General features: G+C 34.8%; 12 protein-coding genes and 1 pseudogene. 11 read left to right on the top strand and 2 right to left on the bottom strand.

The window, feature by feature from the left end; genetic code table 11:
* Positions 1–21: 21 nt before the first annotated feature.
* The 10 genes and pseudogenes from phaC (at position 22) to QNH69_RS04480 (ending at position 14,432) form a co-directional block, all read left to right on the top strand.
* The gene (gene phaC, locus QNH69_RS04435) at positions 22–1,092 is read left to right on the top strand and encodes a class III poly(R)-hydroxyalkanoic acid synthase subunit PhaC (RefSeq protein ID WP_282929376.1); all 1,071 of its coding nucleotides are present in this window, start codon (positions 22–24) and stop codon (positions 1,090–1,092) included.
* Between the two features lie 22 nt (positions 1,093–1,114).
* Entirely contained in the window at positions 1,115–1,531 is a 417-nt protein-coding gene (locus QNH69_RS04440; RefSeq protein WP_282930190.1) for a MaoC family dehydratase, read from the top strand.
* A 221-nt stretch (positions 1,532–1,752) separates the two neighbouring features.
* A complete protein-coding gene (locus tag QNH69_RS04445; protein WP_282929377.1) occupies positions 1,753–2,904 on the top strand; it encodes an NADP-dependent malic enzyme in 1,152 nt (383 codons plus the stop codon).
* 75 nt (positions 2,905–2,979) lie between these two features.
* Entirely contained in the window at positions 2,980–3,519 is a 540-nt protein-coding gene (locus QNH69_RS04450) for a helix-turn-helix domain-containing protein (protein ID WP_282929378.1), read from the top strand.
* Positions 3,507–4,376 (top strand): annotated as a pseudogene (locus tag QNH69_RS04455) (IS3 family transposase); the annotation flags it as partial. The gene QNH69_RS04450 and the pseudogene QNH69_RS04455, both read left to right, overlap by 13 nt.
* 234 nt (positions 4,377–4,610) lie before the next feature.
* Positions 4,611–5,684, top strand: coding sequence for a protease inhibitor I9 family protein (locus QNH69_RS04460; RefSeq protein ID WP_282929379.1), 1,074 nt, complete (start codon positions 4,611–4,613; stop codon positions 5,682–5,684).
* Positions 5,675–11,656 carry a S8 family serine peptidase gene (locus QNH69_RS04465; protein ID WP_282929380.1) on the top strand — a complete coding sequence of 1,994 codons (5,982 nt, stop codon included), beginning with the start codon at positions 5,675–5,677 and terminating at the stop codon, positions 11,654–11,656. The genes QNH69_RS04460 and QNH69_RS04465 overlap by 10 nt, the downstream gene beginning before the upstream one ends.
* A gap of 288 nt (positions 11,657–11,944) precedes the next feature.
* Positions 11,945–12,736, top strand: coding sequence for an MBL fold metallo-hydrolase (locus tag QNH69_RS04470; RefSeq protein ID WP_282929381.1), 792 nt, complete (start codon positions 11,945–11,947; stop codon positions 12,734–12,736).
* Between the two features lie 9 nt (positions 12,737–12,745).
* On the top strand, positions 12,746–13,558 hold the full coding sequence (locus tag QNH69_RS04475; RefSeq protein WP_282929382.1) for an ATP-binding protein: 813 nt from the start codon (positions 12,746–12,748) through the stop codon (positions 13,556–13,558).
* On the top strand, positions 13,551–14,432 hold the full coding sequence (locus tag QNH69_RS04480; RefSeq protein ID WP_282929383.1) for an undecaprenyl-diphosphate phosphatase: 882 nt from the start codon (positions 13,551–13,553) through the stop codon (positions 14,430–14,432). Before QNH69_RS04475 ends, QNH69_RS04480 begins: the two co-directional genes overlap by 8 nt.
* A gap of 439 nt (positions 14,433–14,871) precedes the next feature.
* Here the strand turns inward: QNH69_RS04480 and QNH69_RS04485 are convergent, their stop codons facing one another.
* Both QNH69_RS04485 and gltS read right to left on the bottom strand, forming a co-directional pair.
* On the bottom strand, positions 14,872–16,350 hold the full coding sequence (locus QNH69_RS04485; RefSeq protein WP_282929384.1) for a hypothetical protein: 1,479 nt from the start codon (positions 16,348–16,350) through the stop codon (positions 14,872–14,874).
* 36 nt (positions 16,351–16,386) lie between these two features.
* Positions 16,387–17,565, bottom strand: a complete 1,179-nt coding sequence (gene gltS / locus QNH69_RS04490; protein WP_282929385.1) for a sodium/glutamate symporter — start codon at positions 17,563–17,565, stop codon at positions 16,387–16,389.
* A 153-nt stretch (positions 17,566–17,718) separates the two neighbouring features.
* Here gltS and QNH69_RS04495 point away from each other — a divergent pair, with 153 nt between their 5' ends.
* On the top strand, positions 17,719–19,167 hold the full coding sequence (locus tag QNH69_RS04495; protein WP_282929386.1) for an amino acid permease: 1,449 nt from the start codon (positions 17,719–17,721) through the stop codon (positions 19,165–19,167).
* Positions 19,168–19,294: the final 127 nt, after the last annotated feature.

Here is a 19,294-nt window from a genome sequence, read left to right on the forward strand (position 1 = left end):
ATTAGATTGTGGAGGTTTATAATGTACGGAGATTTCAATTTCTTTGATATGAAAACCACTGTGGAAGATAATATCAAAACTCAAGAAAAATTTTTAAAAAGCTTTGAATCTATGATGAATGTCGAGGGCAACCTTGCCAATCAAACTCCTAGAGAGCTAGTATTCAAAGAGGATAAACTAAAACTTTATCACTACAACAAACAAGCAACAAAGGTAAGCAAGACACCAACTCTTATAGTATATGCCTTGGTAAATACTCCATCTATGATGGATATAAGCCAAGATAAATCTTTTATCAAAAAATTAGTAGAAAGTGGTCTTGACCTATACCTTATCGAATGGGGATATCCAACTCAAGAGGATAAGTATCTAACCCTTGACGATTATATTAATATCTATATAGATGATTGCCTTGACCATATTAGAAAAGAAAATAAAGTTTCAAAGATCAACATCCTAGGCGTATGCCAAGGCGGTACTTTCTCATTGATGTATACCGCTTTGCATCCTGAGAAAATCAAAAATGTAGTAACAATGGTAACACCAGTGGATTTCTCTACTGATGATGGTCTGCTATTCAAATGGGGCAAATATCTAAGCCCAGATACTATGGTAGATGCTTTTGGTGTGGTACCAGGGGACTTTATGAACACAGGATTTTTGACCTTAAGACCAATTTCTCTTATGGTAAACAAATATGTTGATGTTATAAATGACCTTGAAGACCCAGACTATGCATCAAACTTTATGACCATGGAAAAATGGATATTTGATTCACCAGGCCAAGCTGGTAATGCTTACAAGGAATTCCTAAATTCTATGTATAGAGAAAACAAACTAGCTAAGGGTGAGATGGAGATAGCAGGTAAGAAAGTTGACCTTAAGAAGATTACCCAACCTGTCTTAAACCTATATGCCAAAAAAGATAACCAAGTGCCAAACGCTGCATCCATACCACTAAAAGACCTAACAGGATCCAAAGACTTCACAGAAAAATGCTTCCCAACAGGTCACATTGGAATGTTTGTAAGTGGTAGAAGCCAAAAAGAAGTAGCACCAACAGTTGTTGAATGGCTACAACAGCGTTCTTAATAAAGGAGCTATGATGGAAGAAATTAAAGGATTAACCATAGATCAACTTGAAGTTGGCCAAAAAGCTTCATTTACAAAGACAGTAACAGAAGCAGATGTATATAACTATGCAGGAGTTTCTGGAGATTTTAACCCAGCTCATATGAACGAAGAGTATGCAAAAAATACTGCCTTTAAGACACGTATAGCTCATGGTATGCTTTCAGCAGGATTCATATCTGCAGTTCTTGGAACAAAACTTCCAGGACCTGGAACAATTTATCTTAACCAAGACTTAAAATTTACCAAACCAGTGCATTTCGGAGATACCATTACTGCTACTATAAGTGTTGAAGAATTGATAAAGGAAAAGAACAGAGCCATACTAAAAACAGTTTGTACAAACCAAGATGGTGACGTTGTTGTAGAAGGCACAGCAAAGGTAATGCCACCAAAATAAATTGACATTTGAAGGGAGCTTCTTTTGAGGCTTTCTTTTTTTGATATCGTTACCAATAATGAATTAACATTTAATAGCTATGATGTTATAATATAGAATATAGACTTATATAGTGAGATTAATGGTAGAAAATAAACCAATAAATCTCATCGTGCTTAGGCGAGAGTATTTTATCGCTTACATAAGAATTGTTATTCTAGAAAAAATAAAAGGAGTGAATCATGGACGTTTATGAAAAAGCATTAGGAAAGCATAAAGAATGGCAAGGTAAGGTTGGAACAGATGTAAAGGCTAAGGTTAATAATGCAGAAGATTTGACCTACGCTTACACACCAGGAGTTGCTGAACCTTGTAGAGAGATTGCAAAAGATGAAGCTTTAGCATACGAATACACAATGAAAGCAAATACTATTGCTGTAGTAAGTGATGGTTCTGCTGTTCTAGGACTTGGTAATATCGGTCCAAAAGCAGCTTTGCCTGTTATGGAAGGAAAGGCAGTACTTTTCAAAGAATTTGGTGGAGTAAATGCTGTTCCAATAGTTGTAGACACCCAAGATCCTGATGAAATCATAAATATTGTGAAAAACATAGCGCCAGGCTTTGGTGGAATCAACCTTGAAGATATATCTTCACCAAGATGCGTATATATAGAAGATACACTAAAAGAAGACCTAGATATACCAGTATTCCACGATGACCAACACGGTACAGCAATTGTAACAGTAGCAGCTCTTATCAATGCTCTAAAACTAGTAGACAAAAAACCTGAAGACATCAAACTAGTAATATCAGGAGCTGGTGCAGCAGGATTTTCTTGTGCAAAACTAATAAGAGATTTGGGAGTAAAAAACATCATAGTATGCGACTCACGTGGAGCAATCAGCGAACTTATGCTAAACTCAGGCAACCCAGTAAAAGCGCAGATTGCAGAAATGTTTAACCCAGAAAACTTTGAAGGAAGCCTAAAAGAAGCCTTAGTTGGAGCAGACGTATTTGTAGGAGTATCAGCGCCAAATATCATTGACGGTGATGACATCAAAAATATGAAGGATGATGCCATAGTATTTGCCATGGCAAACCCAGTGCCAGAAATAGACTACAACGAAGCCATAGAAGCTGGAGCAAAAGTAGTAGCAACAGGTAGATCTGACTATCCAAACCAAATAAATAACGTCCTAGCCTTCCCAGGAATCTTCAAAGGAGCCCTAGAATCTCGCGCACCACAAATCACAGATGAGATGAAAATGGCAGCAGCAAAAGCTCTGGCAGCCTTTGTAGAAGATGATGAACTAAACCCAGAATACGTAATCCCATCAGCCTTTGAAGAGGGCATAGCAGAAGCAGTAAGTAAGGCTGTAAAGACTTTAAAATAGAGTTATTTTTATAAAAAGAAGAACTAAATATGACCTGAACCCCAAAATCCGGAATACGGATTGAGGGGTTTTTCTATGCCAAAATACACAAAAAAATTTAAAATAAAATTAATACGAGAATACTTATCCGGTAAAAAAGGTGGACAACCTGCATTAGCAAATAAATATAATATTCCGGAAAGTACTCTAGAAAATCGGGTCAATAAATACAAGTCAGGAGGCTTTGATAACTTATCTAAAAAGTTAAAAAACAATAAATATACTAGTGAATTTAAACTATCTGTAATACAATATAGGCAAATCAATAATACTTCGCTTAGAGAGACTGCAGAGCATTTCAGCCTCGTAAATGGATCTATGGTATACAGATGGGAGAAATCTTATCAACAACGTGGTCTATCTGGGCTAGAAGATAACAGAGGAAGGCCTAAAAAAGATATGACCAAATCAAATAAGAAACAAAAGAATAATACTCCAATAAACGAAAGTGAAAGAGAAGAATTAATAAGACTAAGAGAAGAAAATAGACTTCTCAAAATGAAGATAATCTACGAAAAAAAGCTACAAGCCTTGCTACTAGAAGAGGAAGCAGAAGCAAGGAAAAGACAAAGATAATCCTCAATCTACAAAAAGAATATCCACAAAGTAAAATAGGTGAATGGCTAAGCATAGCTAAATTACCAAAATCATCATACTATGAGTGGAAGATAAAGTTACTTAATCCAGTAGATAAAGACAAAAAAGTTAAAGATGAAATTAAAACCATAGTAGAAGCGTCAAAAGGTAGATATGGCTACAGAAGAGTAACATTAACATTAAAAAATAAGGGATTTAAAATTAACCATAAAAGAGTTCTAAGAATAATGAGAGAGGAATCCTTGCTATGTACTAAATTCAAAACTAGATCAAGAAAATACTCATCATACAAGGGACAAATAGGCAAAGTAGCAGATAATGTTGTAAAAAGACAATTTACAGCAAGTAAACCAAATGAGTTATGGTTAACAGATGTAACAGAATTTAAAATTAAAGGTCAAGAAAAGAAACTGTACCTATCACCAATATTAGACCTATACAACAGTGAAATAATTAGCTATACACTAAGTAACCACCCAACAATAAACTTAACCAATACAATGCTAGAAAAAGCACTAGAAGAAAATAAAGACATTAAATATTTAACTATACACTCAGACCAAGGATTTCATTACCAACATAGTTCTTGGACTAAAAAACTAGAAAAGATGAATATAACCCAAAGTATGTCAAGAAAAGGCAATTGTCTAGACAATTCTCCAATGGAGAACTTCTTTGGGATATTAAAACAAGAAATGTATTATGGAGAAGATTTTAAAAGTTATGATCATTTGAGAAATGAGATTGAAAAATATATTAAATGGTACAATGAAGATAGGATTAAGACAAAATTAAACGGAATGTCTCCTGTTATGTACAGATTACATTCCGCTTAAAAGATTATTAAATTATTCCGTGTTTACGGGTTCAGGTCAATATAGTTTCTTCTTTTTTTGTCTAAATTTAAATTTAAAGTTTGAATTTCTAAAGATCTTTTAGTCAAAAATTACTTATTGACATATACAAAAAAATATGGTATTTTTATCTAGTTGCAAATGATAAGCAATATCAATAAAATGCAGCTTATTAAATTTAACTCACAAATATAGTAAATTTTACAAGGAGATCTGATGAAAAAAGGAAAAATTAAAAATACAGCTCTAGTAGCTGCATTATCTATATCATTTTTATTTTCCGGTGTATCATATGCCAGTGATGATTTTAAAGATGTCGATAAAAACGATGAGAATGTTATAGTTGAAAAAGAGGAAGTATTATCAAATTCAAGTCTGGATGTAAGCGATAATGAAAAAAAATCTGAGGAAGATCTAGAAGATAAAAGGATTACAAATGTTCTCTATTTTGAGGCCAAAGATCTTGAGGATAAGTCATCAAGTAATAATGGTGTTAATAAAGATGTGGTCATAAGCGAAATAGAGAAGACTGAGAGCCAGGATAATGCCGTAGCTGAGAGAGCATATCTAAACGATAAGCCAAATCTTACTAATGGAGAAGATGAACTAAAAGAAGAGAAGGATGCTAGTAAAAACATAGATACTGACAATAAATCAGAAGATCAGACTGATATTAAATCCAATACTGCAACCATAGAAAAGAAAACAATTATTGGAGATGTTGCTTATAAGAATGCAAATGATGAAAATAGAGTTGTCTATATAGCTGAGTTTACTGAAAAAGAATCTAGGGATAAAGCTTTAGAAGCTTTGAAATCAATAGCAAATACAAATGTTTTATATGAGTATAATACTTTGTTTAATGGGGTTGCTATAGAAACTTCATATGAAAATCTAGATAAAATCAAAGCTACCAATGGTATAAAATCTGTAGAGAAAGCCCAACAATTGCAACCTTTTATGAACCATGCCAGAGATGAAATAGGAGTAGATGAAGCAATTGATTATTTAAAGGCTATAAATGCAGAGTATGCTAATAAGTTTGATGGTAGGGGAAGTGTCATTGCAAATATTGATACTGGCGTTGATTACAGACACAAGGCAATGAGAATTGATGAGGATGCACTGCCATATCTTAAATACAAAAAAGAAGATTTGAAGGGGACTGATAAAGATTTTTGGTTGAGTGACAAGATACCACATGCATTCAATTATTACAACGGTGGAAAATCACTATTGAAAGATACGATGATGGAAGTGATTATTATGATCCCCATGGTATGCATATAGCGGGGATACTTGCTGGTAATGATACCAAGGAAGATATTGACAAATATAACGGTATAGATGGTATAGCTCCAAATGCTCAGATTTTCTCATACAAGATGTATTCAGATGCATCAAATGGTTTTGCTGGAGATGAAACCATGTTCCATGCTTTGGAAGATGCTATCAAACACAATGTAGATGTAGTTTCTATATCATCTGGATTTACTGGTACGGGTTTAGTTGGAGAAAAATACTGGCAAGCTATAAGAGCCTTGAGAAAAGCTGGTATTCCGCTGGTTGTAGCTACAGGCAACTATGCTACATCTTCTTCTAGCTCCTCATGGGACTTGGCAGCAAATAATGATTTGAGAATGACTGATACTGGAAATGTCACTAGAACAGCTGCTCATGAAGATGCTATAGCTGTAGCATCAGCCAAAAACCATATTGTAGAATTTGATAAGGTAAGTATAGGCGGAGAAGACTTTAAATATAGAAACATCGGAGCTTTCTTTGACAAGGATAAGATTATAAATACTGAAAAAGCCGATAAAGAAAGTGAAAAATTTAAATTTGTATATATAGGCAAGGGCCAGGACGAGGAATTAACAGGGCTTGATCTTAAAGGGAAAATAGCTGTAATGGATAGGATTTATACCAAAGACTTAAAGTATGCTTTCAAAAAAGCAACTGATAAGGGTGCTCGTGCAATCATGGTAGTAAATACTGTAAACTACTATAATAGAGACAATTGGACCGAATTACCAGCTATGGGCTATGAATCAGATGATGCAACTTCCGCCCAAGTATTTTCAGTATCTGGTAATGATCGTCTAAAAATATGGAATATGATCAATCCAGACAAACAAACTGAGGTCAAGAAGAACAATATAGAAGACTACAAGGATAAACTAGACCAATATTATCCACTTGATATGGCTTCATACAATGCCAACAAGCCAAATGTTGGAGATGAGAAAGAGCTAGATTTCAAATTTGCCAAAAACACAGACAAAGACTTGTACAAGGAAAATGTAATAGTACCGGCAGGGTCTACATCTTGGGGACCTAGAAATGACCTCTTACTTAAACCAGACATATCAGCTCCAGGCAAAAACATTAAGTCAACCCTAAATGTAATCGACGGCAAGTCAACTTATGGTTATATGTCAGGTACATCAATGGCTGCTCCAGTAGTAGCTGCATCAACTGTTTTAGTTAAGCCGAAAATCAATGAAATGTTAAATTCTCCTGTCCTAAAAGATTTGAAGGGGGATGACAAAATTGATTATACAAGCCTAACAAAAATAGCCCTACAAAATACTGCAACTCCAATGATGGATCCAACATCTTGGGAGGAAAAATCCTTGCATTATGCATCTCCTAGGCAACAAGGAGCAGGTCTTATCAATGTAGAAAAGGCAGTAAAAAACGATGTAATAGCTACTTACAAGAACACAGACTCATCTGGACAAGTAAACTCTTATGGGTCAATTTCCCTAAAAGAGATTAAAGGAAATCAAAAGTATTTTACAATCAAACTTCATAATACATCCAACAGGCCAATAACCTTTAAGGCCTCAGCATCAACTATTACAACAGATGCGATAACAGATAGGCTAAAACTAGACGAAACTTACAAAGATGAAAAATCAAATGATGGTAAACAAATAGTTCCAGAAATCCATCCAAACAAAGTAAACAATGCTTCAATAACGTTTGAGTACGATACTTTCACCATACCAGCCAACTCTAGTTTCGACCTAAATGCTGTAATAAATGTTGGGGATGCAGCAGACAAAAACCAATTTGTAGAGTCCTTTATCCACTTCCAATCTCAAGAAGAACTAGACCAAGCAAACTCAAATAATGTATATAAATTTGTTCAACCATCCCTGTCCATGCCGCTGATGGGCTTTGCAGGAAATTGGAACAATGAACCTATCTTAGACAAATGGGCTTGGGAAAAAGATTCAAATTCGAAGAAAATATATGGTTATGATGAAGATGGCAAACCCAAAATCCCTGGAACTTTGAACAAAGGAGCTGCTGGCCAATTTGGTATAGACAAGTTTAATCCAGCTGCAGTGATTCAAAATAGAAAGGATGGTCAAAGCAATTCCCTTGACCAAACCCCAAATCTATTTGCCTTCAATAATAATCAAGATTTGGATGCGCCAAACCGTAGCGAATCAAACATTGCAAGAGTATACCCTCTTGATGAAAATGGAAATCCTCAAAATGTTGAGTTAGAAAAAGGACTGACTCCATCACCTCTAGTTCTTAGAAGTGCGGAAGAAGGCATCATATCTATAGTTAATAACAAGGGTGAAGAAGGAGAGGTACAAAAGGACCTAAAAGTTATCTCAAGAGAACACTTCATCAGAGGAATACTCAATGCTAAAAGCAATGATGCCAAGGGGGTGAAATCTTCCAAATTACAAGTATGGGGAGACTTGAAATGGGATGGGCTCATATACAATCCAAGAGGATTAGAAGCCAATGTAGAAGAAGATAATCAAAATGACACTGATAAGCTAAGAGGACAGTTTGAGCCAATAGCAGAGGGTCAGTACTATTACAAATTTAAATATAGACTAACAAAAGACTATCCATGGCAAGAAAGCTATATACCAGTAAAAATCGATAACACAGCTCCAAAAATAGTAGATGTAGATTTTTCAAATCCTGAGAAAATTAAATTATTGGTAAAGGATACCTATCACAAGGCCAAAGCAGAATACAAAAATGAGACACTCTTTAGCAGGGACCAAAAATCACACCCAGAAAAGTTTGAAGAAGTAGCAAACGAAGTTTGGTACGCAGGTGCTGCACTGGTCGATATCGATGGAAATGTAGTAAAAGACCTCCCTGTAAGCTATGCAGGCCAGGGTGAAGGTAGGAACAGGAAACTAGACAAAGATGGAAATACAGTATATGAAATCACAGGGGCTGGAGATCTTAGGGGAAAAATAATAGAAGTTATAGCCCTAGATGGAGCAAGCAATTTTACCAAAATCCACAGAATAAAATTTGCTGACAAGGCAGATGAAAATGGAAATATATCCTACTACCTGATAGATCCTGACCAAGATTCATCTAAATTTGAAAAAATGGGAGAAATTTCCGAAGAAAAACTGAAAAATATAAAAAATAAAAGTGATTCAAACGGAGATGAAAATCATTCAAGCGTAGATGAAGCCGAAAAACCTACAGACCCTATAGAAGGAGAAGTAAGTCTAGAAATTAACGAGAAAGTATCTACTACAAGACCAGTTGAAGAAAAAGACCTCAAAAAAATAATAAAAAGGAAAACCCAAGAAATCCCTGACTTCATAAATGGCGGAACAATGATCGTAGAACTAGACTATCAATACGATGACAATGGCAATATCATAGCCTACGAAGATGGGTCAGCCTTAGAGTATGATACAGAAAATATTGATGACCTAAAATCAAAAGTTAAAGCGGTTGTAACTCCTTCAAATGAAGGTGGATTTGAATTGCTAGCAAGTGTAAAAAATGTTTCCAAGGATGCCAAAGTTTACTATGGAAATGACTTTAAATCTGTTGAAATAAAAGCTAGGAAATATGACCCAGCAACAAAGACTTTGACCTTTGATTTATATGCTAACATCAACGATGTAAATGAGGGTGTAGAATTTACTGGTGACATGAAGGTATTTGTAAGAGATGGTGGAAAAGTTGTGGCAAAAACTACAGTTAGAATGCCAGAAAAAGCTCCTGACAAGAAAGAAGTGCCTCCATATAGATCGAGCTACGGTAGTGTAATTGAAATGAGTGAAGCTGATTTGGTCAAGGCTCCAGAAGATCCAAGCAAGATGGGCACTGGCAAATTTTACTATGACAAGGAAAAAGACCAGTACTTCTTAAACAACAATATTGTTGTAAGAAAGGGTTATGCAGTCAGAGTAACAACATACAATCCAGGCAAAACTGACATGATTGAAAGTAATGGAGTTTATGATAAATCAGATATAGAAAAAATAAGAAATACGGATCCAAACATTAGGGCTTTATCAGAAACTATTATCTTTAGTGATAGTAGAAATAAAGAAGCTGACAGGAACTCTCAACCAGTTCTTATGGCTAGCAAAGAAGGTTTCAATATCATTAGATACCAAGTATTCAAAATCAAGGTAAACGACAAGGGTGAAGCAATCGATAAGGACGGTAATCTAGTAGATCCAAATAGCCCAGAGAAACTAGTATTGTATGGGCAAGATGGAATAGAATACACGGGTGAAAATGAGCCGGTAAAAGAAGATGGATCTATGCTTTATATAGACTCTAAACCAGTGAATTTATCCATAGATAATACTTACTTTAACCCAAGCAAGTCTAACAAGATCTATGTAAGAAATCCAGAATTCTACCTACGTGGGAAAATAGGCGACAAGGGTGGATTTAACTGGGAAATGAGAGTAAATGAATCAGTAGTAGACAATTATTTGATATATGGAGACCTACATTCTGATAATACTGGCGACTTCAACGTCAAGATGAATGTTAAAGATGGGGATATAATGGACTGGGGAATGAAAGATTATGCGACAAATGGATTCCCAGATGAAGTCAGAGATATGGATGGGAATATATTTCTAAAAACAGGATATTCTCCAATAAACACTAGAGCTATAGGAGTTCATTATCAGTTCTTGTATGACAATGTAAAACCAGAAATAACTGCTATTGATGATGGAAACACATCTATTGAATATGCTAAGGATAAATTTGTTAAGTTTAATATATCTGATAAACGTGATAATGAAAAAACTGGTGAGATTCAAGAACAACATATTTTTGTAAATGGGGTGGAATATAAGTCACTAGCAGATATTAAAAACTCGTCAAATGAAAAGCTCCATATAAAAATTGTAGCAAAAGACTTTGCTAGAAATACCACTGTCAAAGAATTCACCTTAGATCCTACAACTGGTAATGTAGAAGAAAAAGATAGGCTAAGTGTATCTGTAGATAATGTAGACAATAAAACAACGGATAAAGTCATATCTGGGGAAGATTATATATTACCACACTACCAGGGTGAGGAAAAACCAGGATATAAATTTGTTGGCTGGAAGGTAATTGGGGAAGATTCAATCAGAAGACCAAATAGTGTAATATTCCCAGAAGCTGATACAAAAATCCAAGCCCAATTTGAAAAAATAGAAGAGAAAAGAAAAGAAGAAAGCATTCCTACATTTGATATCAGGGAAAAGTATAAAAGAGAAGCTCTTGAGTCAGCTAAAAAAGCTGCGATTGATCAACTAAAGAAGGCAGGAATAAACTCAGAAATATACTTGGACCAAGTCAGAAAAGCAAAATCTATAGAAGGACTAGAAAGCCTCAAAGAAACTTTATTAAAAGCTCACCAAGATGGATTAAAAAGTACAGAAAATCCTAAAAAACCTCAAGAAGAAGAAAATCCACAAGTAGCAGAAAGTCCTCAAAAACCGAATATTCCTGTAGATTCGCAGACGTCAAATAATGAGGATAATTCTAAGGAAAACTCAGTGGTTAAACCATCGGATCCCCAAAGCTCACAGCAGTCAAGTAGTCCTGGAAAACCAGTAGAAGCTGAGAAAACTGAAAGCACAAAAGATAATCTTGCAGAGGTGAAAAAAGTAGAAAATCCAAAAATAGAAGAAACAGATTCTAGGCTTGAGAAAATACCAGTACCAAATGTAGGTAAAGAATCTGATAAGCACAATATTGTTGAAAATGAAAAAGATACTTATATAAAAATAGTTACAGATAAACAACTTGTAGTCAATTCTAAAAACAATTCAGATAATCCTATGTATAGGGATTTAAAAGCAAGCAAAAAATCAAAAAGATTTAATGAAGTTGCTAATAAATACGCTTCAACAAATGCCAAAACTGGGATTATAGGAACAGAAAGTATTATCATGACGGCTCTCGCAGCTTGTTTAGGATTATTCAATAGCAAAAAGAAAGATAATAAATAGTTATTCAAACTATTTTGCCTAATAATTTCAATAATGAAAATAGCCAAATCTTGAATTTAGATTGAAAAATCAGCATGTAAGAGTAAAGTAAATAGCGTATTATAAAGAGATTGTTGGTTTAAACAATCTCTTTTTTAGGCTCTTTATAAGGAAGTCTATTAATGTTAACTGATATAAAGAAACCTTGATGGTAAAAGCAATGGAAGCAAAAAATGTAGATTTAGTTAATACTAATGATTATCAGATTAATTAGAGTTTTTGAAAGAATATTTTGATTTAGAGGTATAGATGGACACATTTGCTATTTTATCTTCAGGATCATCGGGCAATAGTCTTTTTGTAGAGTACAAGGGGACAAAAATTCTGATTGATGCTGGATTTTCGGCAAAAAGAATTGAATATTTATTAGGAGAAATTGGCAAATCACCCAAAGAACTTGACGCAATCTTTGTAACCCATGAGCACGCCGACCACTCCAAAGGTCTAGGAACTATGAGTCGCAAGCACAATTTGCCAATATATGCCAACAATGGTACTTGGCAATCTCTAGTTAAAAATTGTGGTAAAATCAAAGAAGAAAATATAAAAGTTTTTGATACAGGTAAATTTTTAAGCTTTGGATCTATGGATATACTTCCAATCAAAATCCACCATGATGCCAAAGAGCCTGTTGGCTATATCATATATATTGGCAACAAAAAGATTACCATGCTTACAGATACTGGCATAGTTGATGAAAAAATAGCTTATGAGATAAAGGGTTCTGATATATACTACATGGAAGCCAACCACGACCTTGAAGCCTTAAAGCGTGGACCCTATCCATATCCTCTAAAGCTTAGAGTTATGAGCAATATGGGACATTTGTCAAATGACCAGTCGGCAGAAGTCCTGGCAGACGCCCTAGAGGGTAAAAGAGAACATGTTTACCTAGGCCACCTATCAGAAACCAATAATACGCCAGAATTATCAAGGCTTACAGTGGACAACTACCTAACAAGTCTGGGCCTAGATACCAAAAAAGATATTGTTTTAGATGTTGCAGATAGACACAATCCATCTGGGATTGTCAAATTATAGAGGAAAATAATGGAATTAGTTGAAATTGAAAGATCAATTATAAAAAAATATAGAAAAGAAATTTGGTCTCCCTTCATAAAAGCAATCAAGGAATTTGAGCTTATAAATGATGGGGATAAGGTTGCAGTAGCAATATCTGGGGGCAAGGACTCCCTACTTTTAGCCAAGGTCATAGAAGAACTTCACAAGCACTCCAAGGTGAAATTTGACGTAGCCTATATAGCAATGGACCCAGGCTATAGTCCAGAGAATAGAGAGCGCCTTGAAGAAAACTTCAAGTATCTAAATATAGATGGACAAATATTTGATACAGATGTATTTCAAATAGCAGAAAGCGTATCAAAGGGCCAATATCCATGCTATATGTGTGCCAGAATGCGCAGGGGAAGTTTATATTCCAAGGCTCAAGAGCTCGGTTGCAACAAAATTGCCCTAGGCCATCATATGAATGATGTCATAGAAACTATAATGTTAAATGTCCTATATGCGGGCAATTTCAAAACAATGAAGCCAAGACTCAAGGCCCAAAACTTTGAAAATATGGAGCTTATCCGTCCTTTTTATTATGTGAAAGAAGAAGACATCATAAAATGGCGTGACTATGTAGAACTTTTTGCCCTAAACTGTGCATGTTCAGTAACAAAATCCCAAGAAGCCTACACCAGGAAAATGATCAAAAATATGATAGCTAGTATGAAAGAGTCAAATCCTGATGTTGAAATGTCAATACTTCGTTCGGCAGAAAATGTCAACTGCGACATGGTTATAGGCTATCAATTACATGGTGAAAAACATTCTTTTATGGAGGAATTTAATGATTGAATTTTTAAAAGTACTAATACTTTCTATAGTTGAAGGGATCACAGAATTCTTGCCGGTATCTTCAACCGGACACCTTATTCTAGTAAACGAATTTGTAAAGCTAAATCCAGCAGAATTCTCCAATGCCTTTAACGTAATCATTCAGCTTGGAGCAATATTTTCTGTTGTCGTAATATACTTTCAAAGGCTAAATCCTTGGGATTATAGTAAGACCCACAAATATTTCCCAAAAAATTATGAAAATTTGAATGGTCAGTCAAGATTTTATTTTAGACTTACCCACCCAGATTCAAGAACTATGGAACTTTGGAAAAGGGTTATAGTGGGAATCTTGCCAGCAGGAGTCCTTGGATTTTTGTTTGATGACTTTATAGACGAACACTTATTTAACCCAATGGTTGTGGCAACCATGCTTCTACTTTGGGGTTTAATAATAATTTTTGTAGAAAAAAGAAATGACAACAAAACAGGTTTTGTTCATGATAATATAACAAATGTCCCATATAAAACTGTACTAGCCATAGGATTTTTTCAAGCCTTGGCCATGATACCAGGAACATCTAGATCAGCTGCAACCATAATGGGGGCAATGATCCTAGGATTAAGCCGAGAAGCAGCGGCAGAATTTTCATTTTTCCTAGCAATCCCAACCATGCTTGGAGCAACCTTGCTAAAGGTAGTAAAAAATGTCCATGGCTTTGCAGGAAGTCAATGGTTATTAATAGTAATTGGCATGGTTTTAAGCTTTGTAGTTGCATATATTGTTATAAAGAAATTTATGGAATACATCAGCAAAAATGACTTCATACCTTTTGGTATATATAGAATAATTCTAGCTGTTGTTGTGTTTATGTATTTTGGAATTATAAAATAGGAACGTTGTTGAAAAAGGAGTGGTTTTGATAAGATTCTTCGCATTCGCCAGAATGACAGATGGAAGGATGTAAAACTCTTTAATCTATAGAAAAGCATTCGATTCGCATACTGTCATCCTCGAGGGAACGGATTTTAGGGATAACAAAAGGATTTTTATTAGAATAATTTCGTTCAGGATTTGTTTATATTTTTTAATGATATGAATGTCTTCTATTTAGGTATAGTTTAAGGTTTTTTCGTTGTACCTCGGGGGATAGGAATTAGGGGTTACGGAGACCCCTTTTTCCTTTCCCCCGATCCCCCTAAACCTTCTACACCCCCTCCGCTCCTGCGGAGAGCAATGAGCAGTAGAAGTTCGCTCCGCGAATTCTTCTTTTTACTATTAGATTTTATTTTTAAGTAAATTTCTCACACGCAAGTTTTATACTATAGGAATGTCAATTTTTTAGTACCAATTTTATATTCTCCCAGGTCCTTTTTGAGACATTTCTCTTTACTATATTTGATATTTTTTCTTTTCCTGAACTAGGGTTGATGGGGTAGGTCATTAGTTTTGGGTCTAGTTTGTTTATTATATCTTTAAAAATAACCCTATGGTCGATTTTATTTTCGTACTTTGCCTTCATTAACAACAAAAACATTTCTCTATTATTAAAGGCAGAGAATTCGTCTACTGCTATATCTTGGTTAGCAACATATTTAACTCCGAAATTGGCCAATCTATGTTCCCAGTAAAACAAATCCATCATATTGATATTAGCCTTTTCAACTAAATCTTTATTTTCTCCAATCCACCTATCAAAACTCTCGTTAAAAATTGTATATTTTTTGGGAATTCCAGTAAGTTTGGATATTTCCTTGCCACTTGATGCTTCTCTTTTGCCATAAAAATCTTTAAATACAGCGGAATTATTACCAGTTATGTAAAGAGTATTTTCTGGAAAGTCTGGGCTATATAGAAAGTGTTGGGCTGTGAGAGTCTTTGGTAAAATTTGACTATCTTCTATATTCTCCTTGTAATAGTAGGCAAATTCATCTGTCAAAGGTGCTAACTTATCTAAAATTATTAGATCTTTGCCATAATCATTTAGAATTTCCTTTGCTATAACTAGGTCAGGATGATCTGCCTTTAGGATATTCATAGTCGATAGGAAGTACTTGGTGTCTATGCCAGCGTAAGAAGCAGCTGCATAGATGACTCTTGAGTCAAAGCCAGCAGTAAGGCCTAGTATCTTGTAATAGTCTCTTTTATCTATGGCCTTAAAAGAATTTACCAAAAGCTCTGTTGACCTATCTATGGCGTGATTGTAGTCTATATATGGAATTTCTAGCCAATATCTTTGACTAGTTTTTTGATCCATGTCATAGTAGTGGTTTGGCAAAAGTTTGTAGATATTTTCAAATCCTGTGGCATCTGAATACCGTTCTTCTTCGTTGATATTATAAAATTTGGAAGAAATATATTCTGTGAATTCAGGATCCTTATTTTCTGCATGGTCTATATAATAATTTATAATATTTGAGTTTGATCCTAGAATCATCTCAGGTCCACTTGAGTAGTATATATGTCTTGAAGTTGCTGGATCGTTAAAGATTTTCTTTTCCTTATCTGATATGTAAATTAAGATCCATCTACCAGTTAAGGATATGGATTTTTGTTGGAAATCGGCAAAATTATCCGATTTTCCTAGTATATCCTTTAGGATATCATAATCGCTGTAGTTAATATTATCAGGGTCTACGAAAAATCCTAAAAGTATGGCTCTTTTATCAGCCATACTTATGTCTACAATATTTAAATCCGGGTGGGTATAAAGTTTGTAATCATCAAACAATTTGGTTTCTTTCCAGGACTCTAATTTATTAGCCTCTTTTGTTATGACAAATTGTCTTCTGAATAATAACTTTTCCTTCAAAATCTGCTCCAATCTAATTTTTTTCTTATAAGATAACTATTTTACAAAACTAATAAAAAATGTAATTACTATCGGATTGCACAAGTTTACTGCTATGGCAAGGACTATAGGAAAGACAAACATTGCCACATCTGCTGGGCCTTCTTTCTCTATAATGGCTTCCATATTTGCTATGGCATTTGGTGTCTGGCCTAATCCTACTCCGCAATGACCTGCTGCTATGACTGCTGCATCGTAGTTTGATCCAGCAAGTTTAAAAGTAACAAGGCTAGTGTATATAGCTATAAATATAGCTTGACCTACCATAACAACTAGCATTGGGAGGGCAAGGGCTATAATTGCGCTGATATTTAATCCTATGAGGGCAAGGGATAGGAATAAGCTTAAGGATATATTGCCTACTGTATCTATGCTTTTTGTGTTGATGTCTTTTTTTAGGTAATCGTAAATGTTTCTTACAATAAGGCCTCCAAATTGACAACCTACATAGTAGGGGAAGTTTAGGCCGGTAAGAAGTAAGACTTTATTGATAAAAGTTCCCAAAAAGCTTGCAAGACCAACAATTATTATTGCCTTCATCAAAGATTTTTGGTCTAAATTTTCTATCTTGCCATCAAGGACATTCTGTCTTTCTATATTTTCACTTTTTAAGCTATGGTTTTTGATAAGTCTTTGGGCAACTGGACCACCAAATAGGGAACCTACCAAGAGTCCAAAAGTTGCTGATGCAACTCCTATTTCTGTGGCATTATTTGCTCCGTATCCTTCCATAATCTTGCCAAAACTTACAGCAGATCCTATGCCTCCTGTCATGGATGTAGATCCCATGGCAACTCCATAGAGTGGATTTATGTCAAAGAGCTTGGTAAATCCAACAGCTAGGATATTTTGTAAGGGCAAAAGTATTATAATAGCAAGTGCTAGTTTTATACCGAGGCTGCCACTTTTTTTTAGAGCCTTAAAGGAGCAAGCAAGGCCTATGGATGCGAAAAATATATTCATAAAGAAATCTTGGAGGACTTGGTCAAATTCTATATCAAAGCTTCCACTAGTCTTTAGCAAAAATACTAGAAAGCTTATTATTAGCCCTCCTATAACTGGAGCTGGTATAAAAAACTTCTTTAGAAATTCTAATTTTTCTTTGATTTTGTTACCCAAAATAAATGCAAGAATTGCAATTCCAAGGGTTTGTATCATATCTAATGTTATGTGCATATCTTCCTCTTTTCATTTAGCTTGCTTATATTATATATCTATATTGTTAAAATTAAATATGGAGAGTAAAAGATCCTTAATTATTTATGTGAAATCGTTGACATAGGCATAAAACTATGTTAATTTGAATATATAATAAATTCGGAGGATTTTATGAAAAAAAATGATAATGGACTGATAAGTTGGAAGAGTCTTACCTTTATGGCTTTTGCAACTTTGTGGGGTTTTGGTAATGTTGCCAATGGATTCATGTACTTTAACGGAATTCAAGTTATTTTCTCATGGATTTTGATGTTTGCCCTTTATTTTATACCTTATGCACTAATGGTAGGAGAATTGGGATCAACATTTAAAAATCTAGGAGGAGGAGTTTCTTCATGGATTGAACAAACTTCTACAACAAAGCTTGCTTACTATGCTGGATGGACCTATTGGTGTGTTCACATTCCTTATATAGCTTCCAAGGGTTCGGGAGCTTTGAAGGCTTTTTCTTGGCTTGTTTTTCACAATGCAGAAACCTTTGACACCTTCAAAACTTCTCATGTTCAAATAGTAACTCTAGCAATACTTTTGATCTTTGCCTTTATTGCAAGCCGTGGACTTAATCCGCTTAAAAATTTGACACAGATAGCAGGAAGTTCTATGTTTGTTATGGGAATTTTATATATTATCCTAGGACTTTTTGCACCGGTTGTTGCTCCAAGTGGCGACTATCAAAATATCGACTTTTCACTAAAGGCAATAGTACCAACATTTAACGTTGGATATTTTACTTCACTATCAATTTTGGTATTTGCAGTTGGTGGTGTAGAAAAAATATCTCCATATATCAACAAGATGAAGGGTGATCCTTCAAAAGGCTTCCCAAAAGCAATGCTTGCTGCAGCTATAATGGTTGTAATATCAGCTTTGTTTGGAACAGTTGCTATGGCTAGGATGTTTGATCCAGCTGTCATCAATGCGACTCAAGAAAGTTTTGACTCCTATGTAGCAAATGGAGCATATTGGGCCTTCCAAAAACTTGGCCAATACTATGGACTAGGAAACTTCTTCTTAATCATCTATGCTTTATCAAACCTAATTGGCCAATTGTCAATTTTGGTACTTTCTATAGATGCACCACTTAGAATCCTTTTAGGAGATCCAAAAATTAGTATCCATGTTCCACAAAAACTTTTAAGAAAGAACAAATACGGAGCATATATCAACGGTATCAAAATGGTAGTAATCCTATCTGGAACAATAATCTTATCACAAATCCTACTTCCAGGAGCTGCATCTGTTCTAAGAGCACTTACAAAACTAAACTCTGTAACTATGCCACTAAGATATCTATGGGTATTCATAGCTTATTACTTGCTAAAGAAAAATGCCATGGACAATGGAGAATACAAGTTTACCAAATCTCAAGGAGCTGGTAAATTCTGGGGCCTATGGTGCTTTATAATTACACTATTGTCATGCCTACTAGGAATGTATTCAGATGATAAAGTTACCATGGTTTTAAATATCTTAACACCAGTATTCTTGGTTGCTCTAGGTTTGATATTCCCAACTATAAGAGCCAAAGAGGATGGTAGAGCAAATACCTTTGTAGAATAATCTCGTTCCATCATTTGCACACTCTTAGGATAATTTTAGCAAAACTTTGTCTAAATGATATTCTAAGAGTGCAAATGATTTGGGACGATTTTTTTAATTTAATAATTTCTTAATGTATATTATGTAA

The organism is Anaerococcus sp. Marseille-Q7828, assembly GCF_949769285.1.
Taxonomy (GTDB): Bacteria; Bacillota; Clostridia; order Tissierellales; family Peptoniphilaceae; genus Anaerococcus.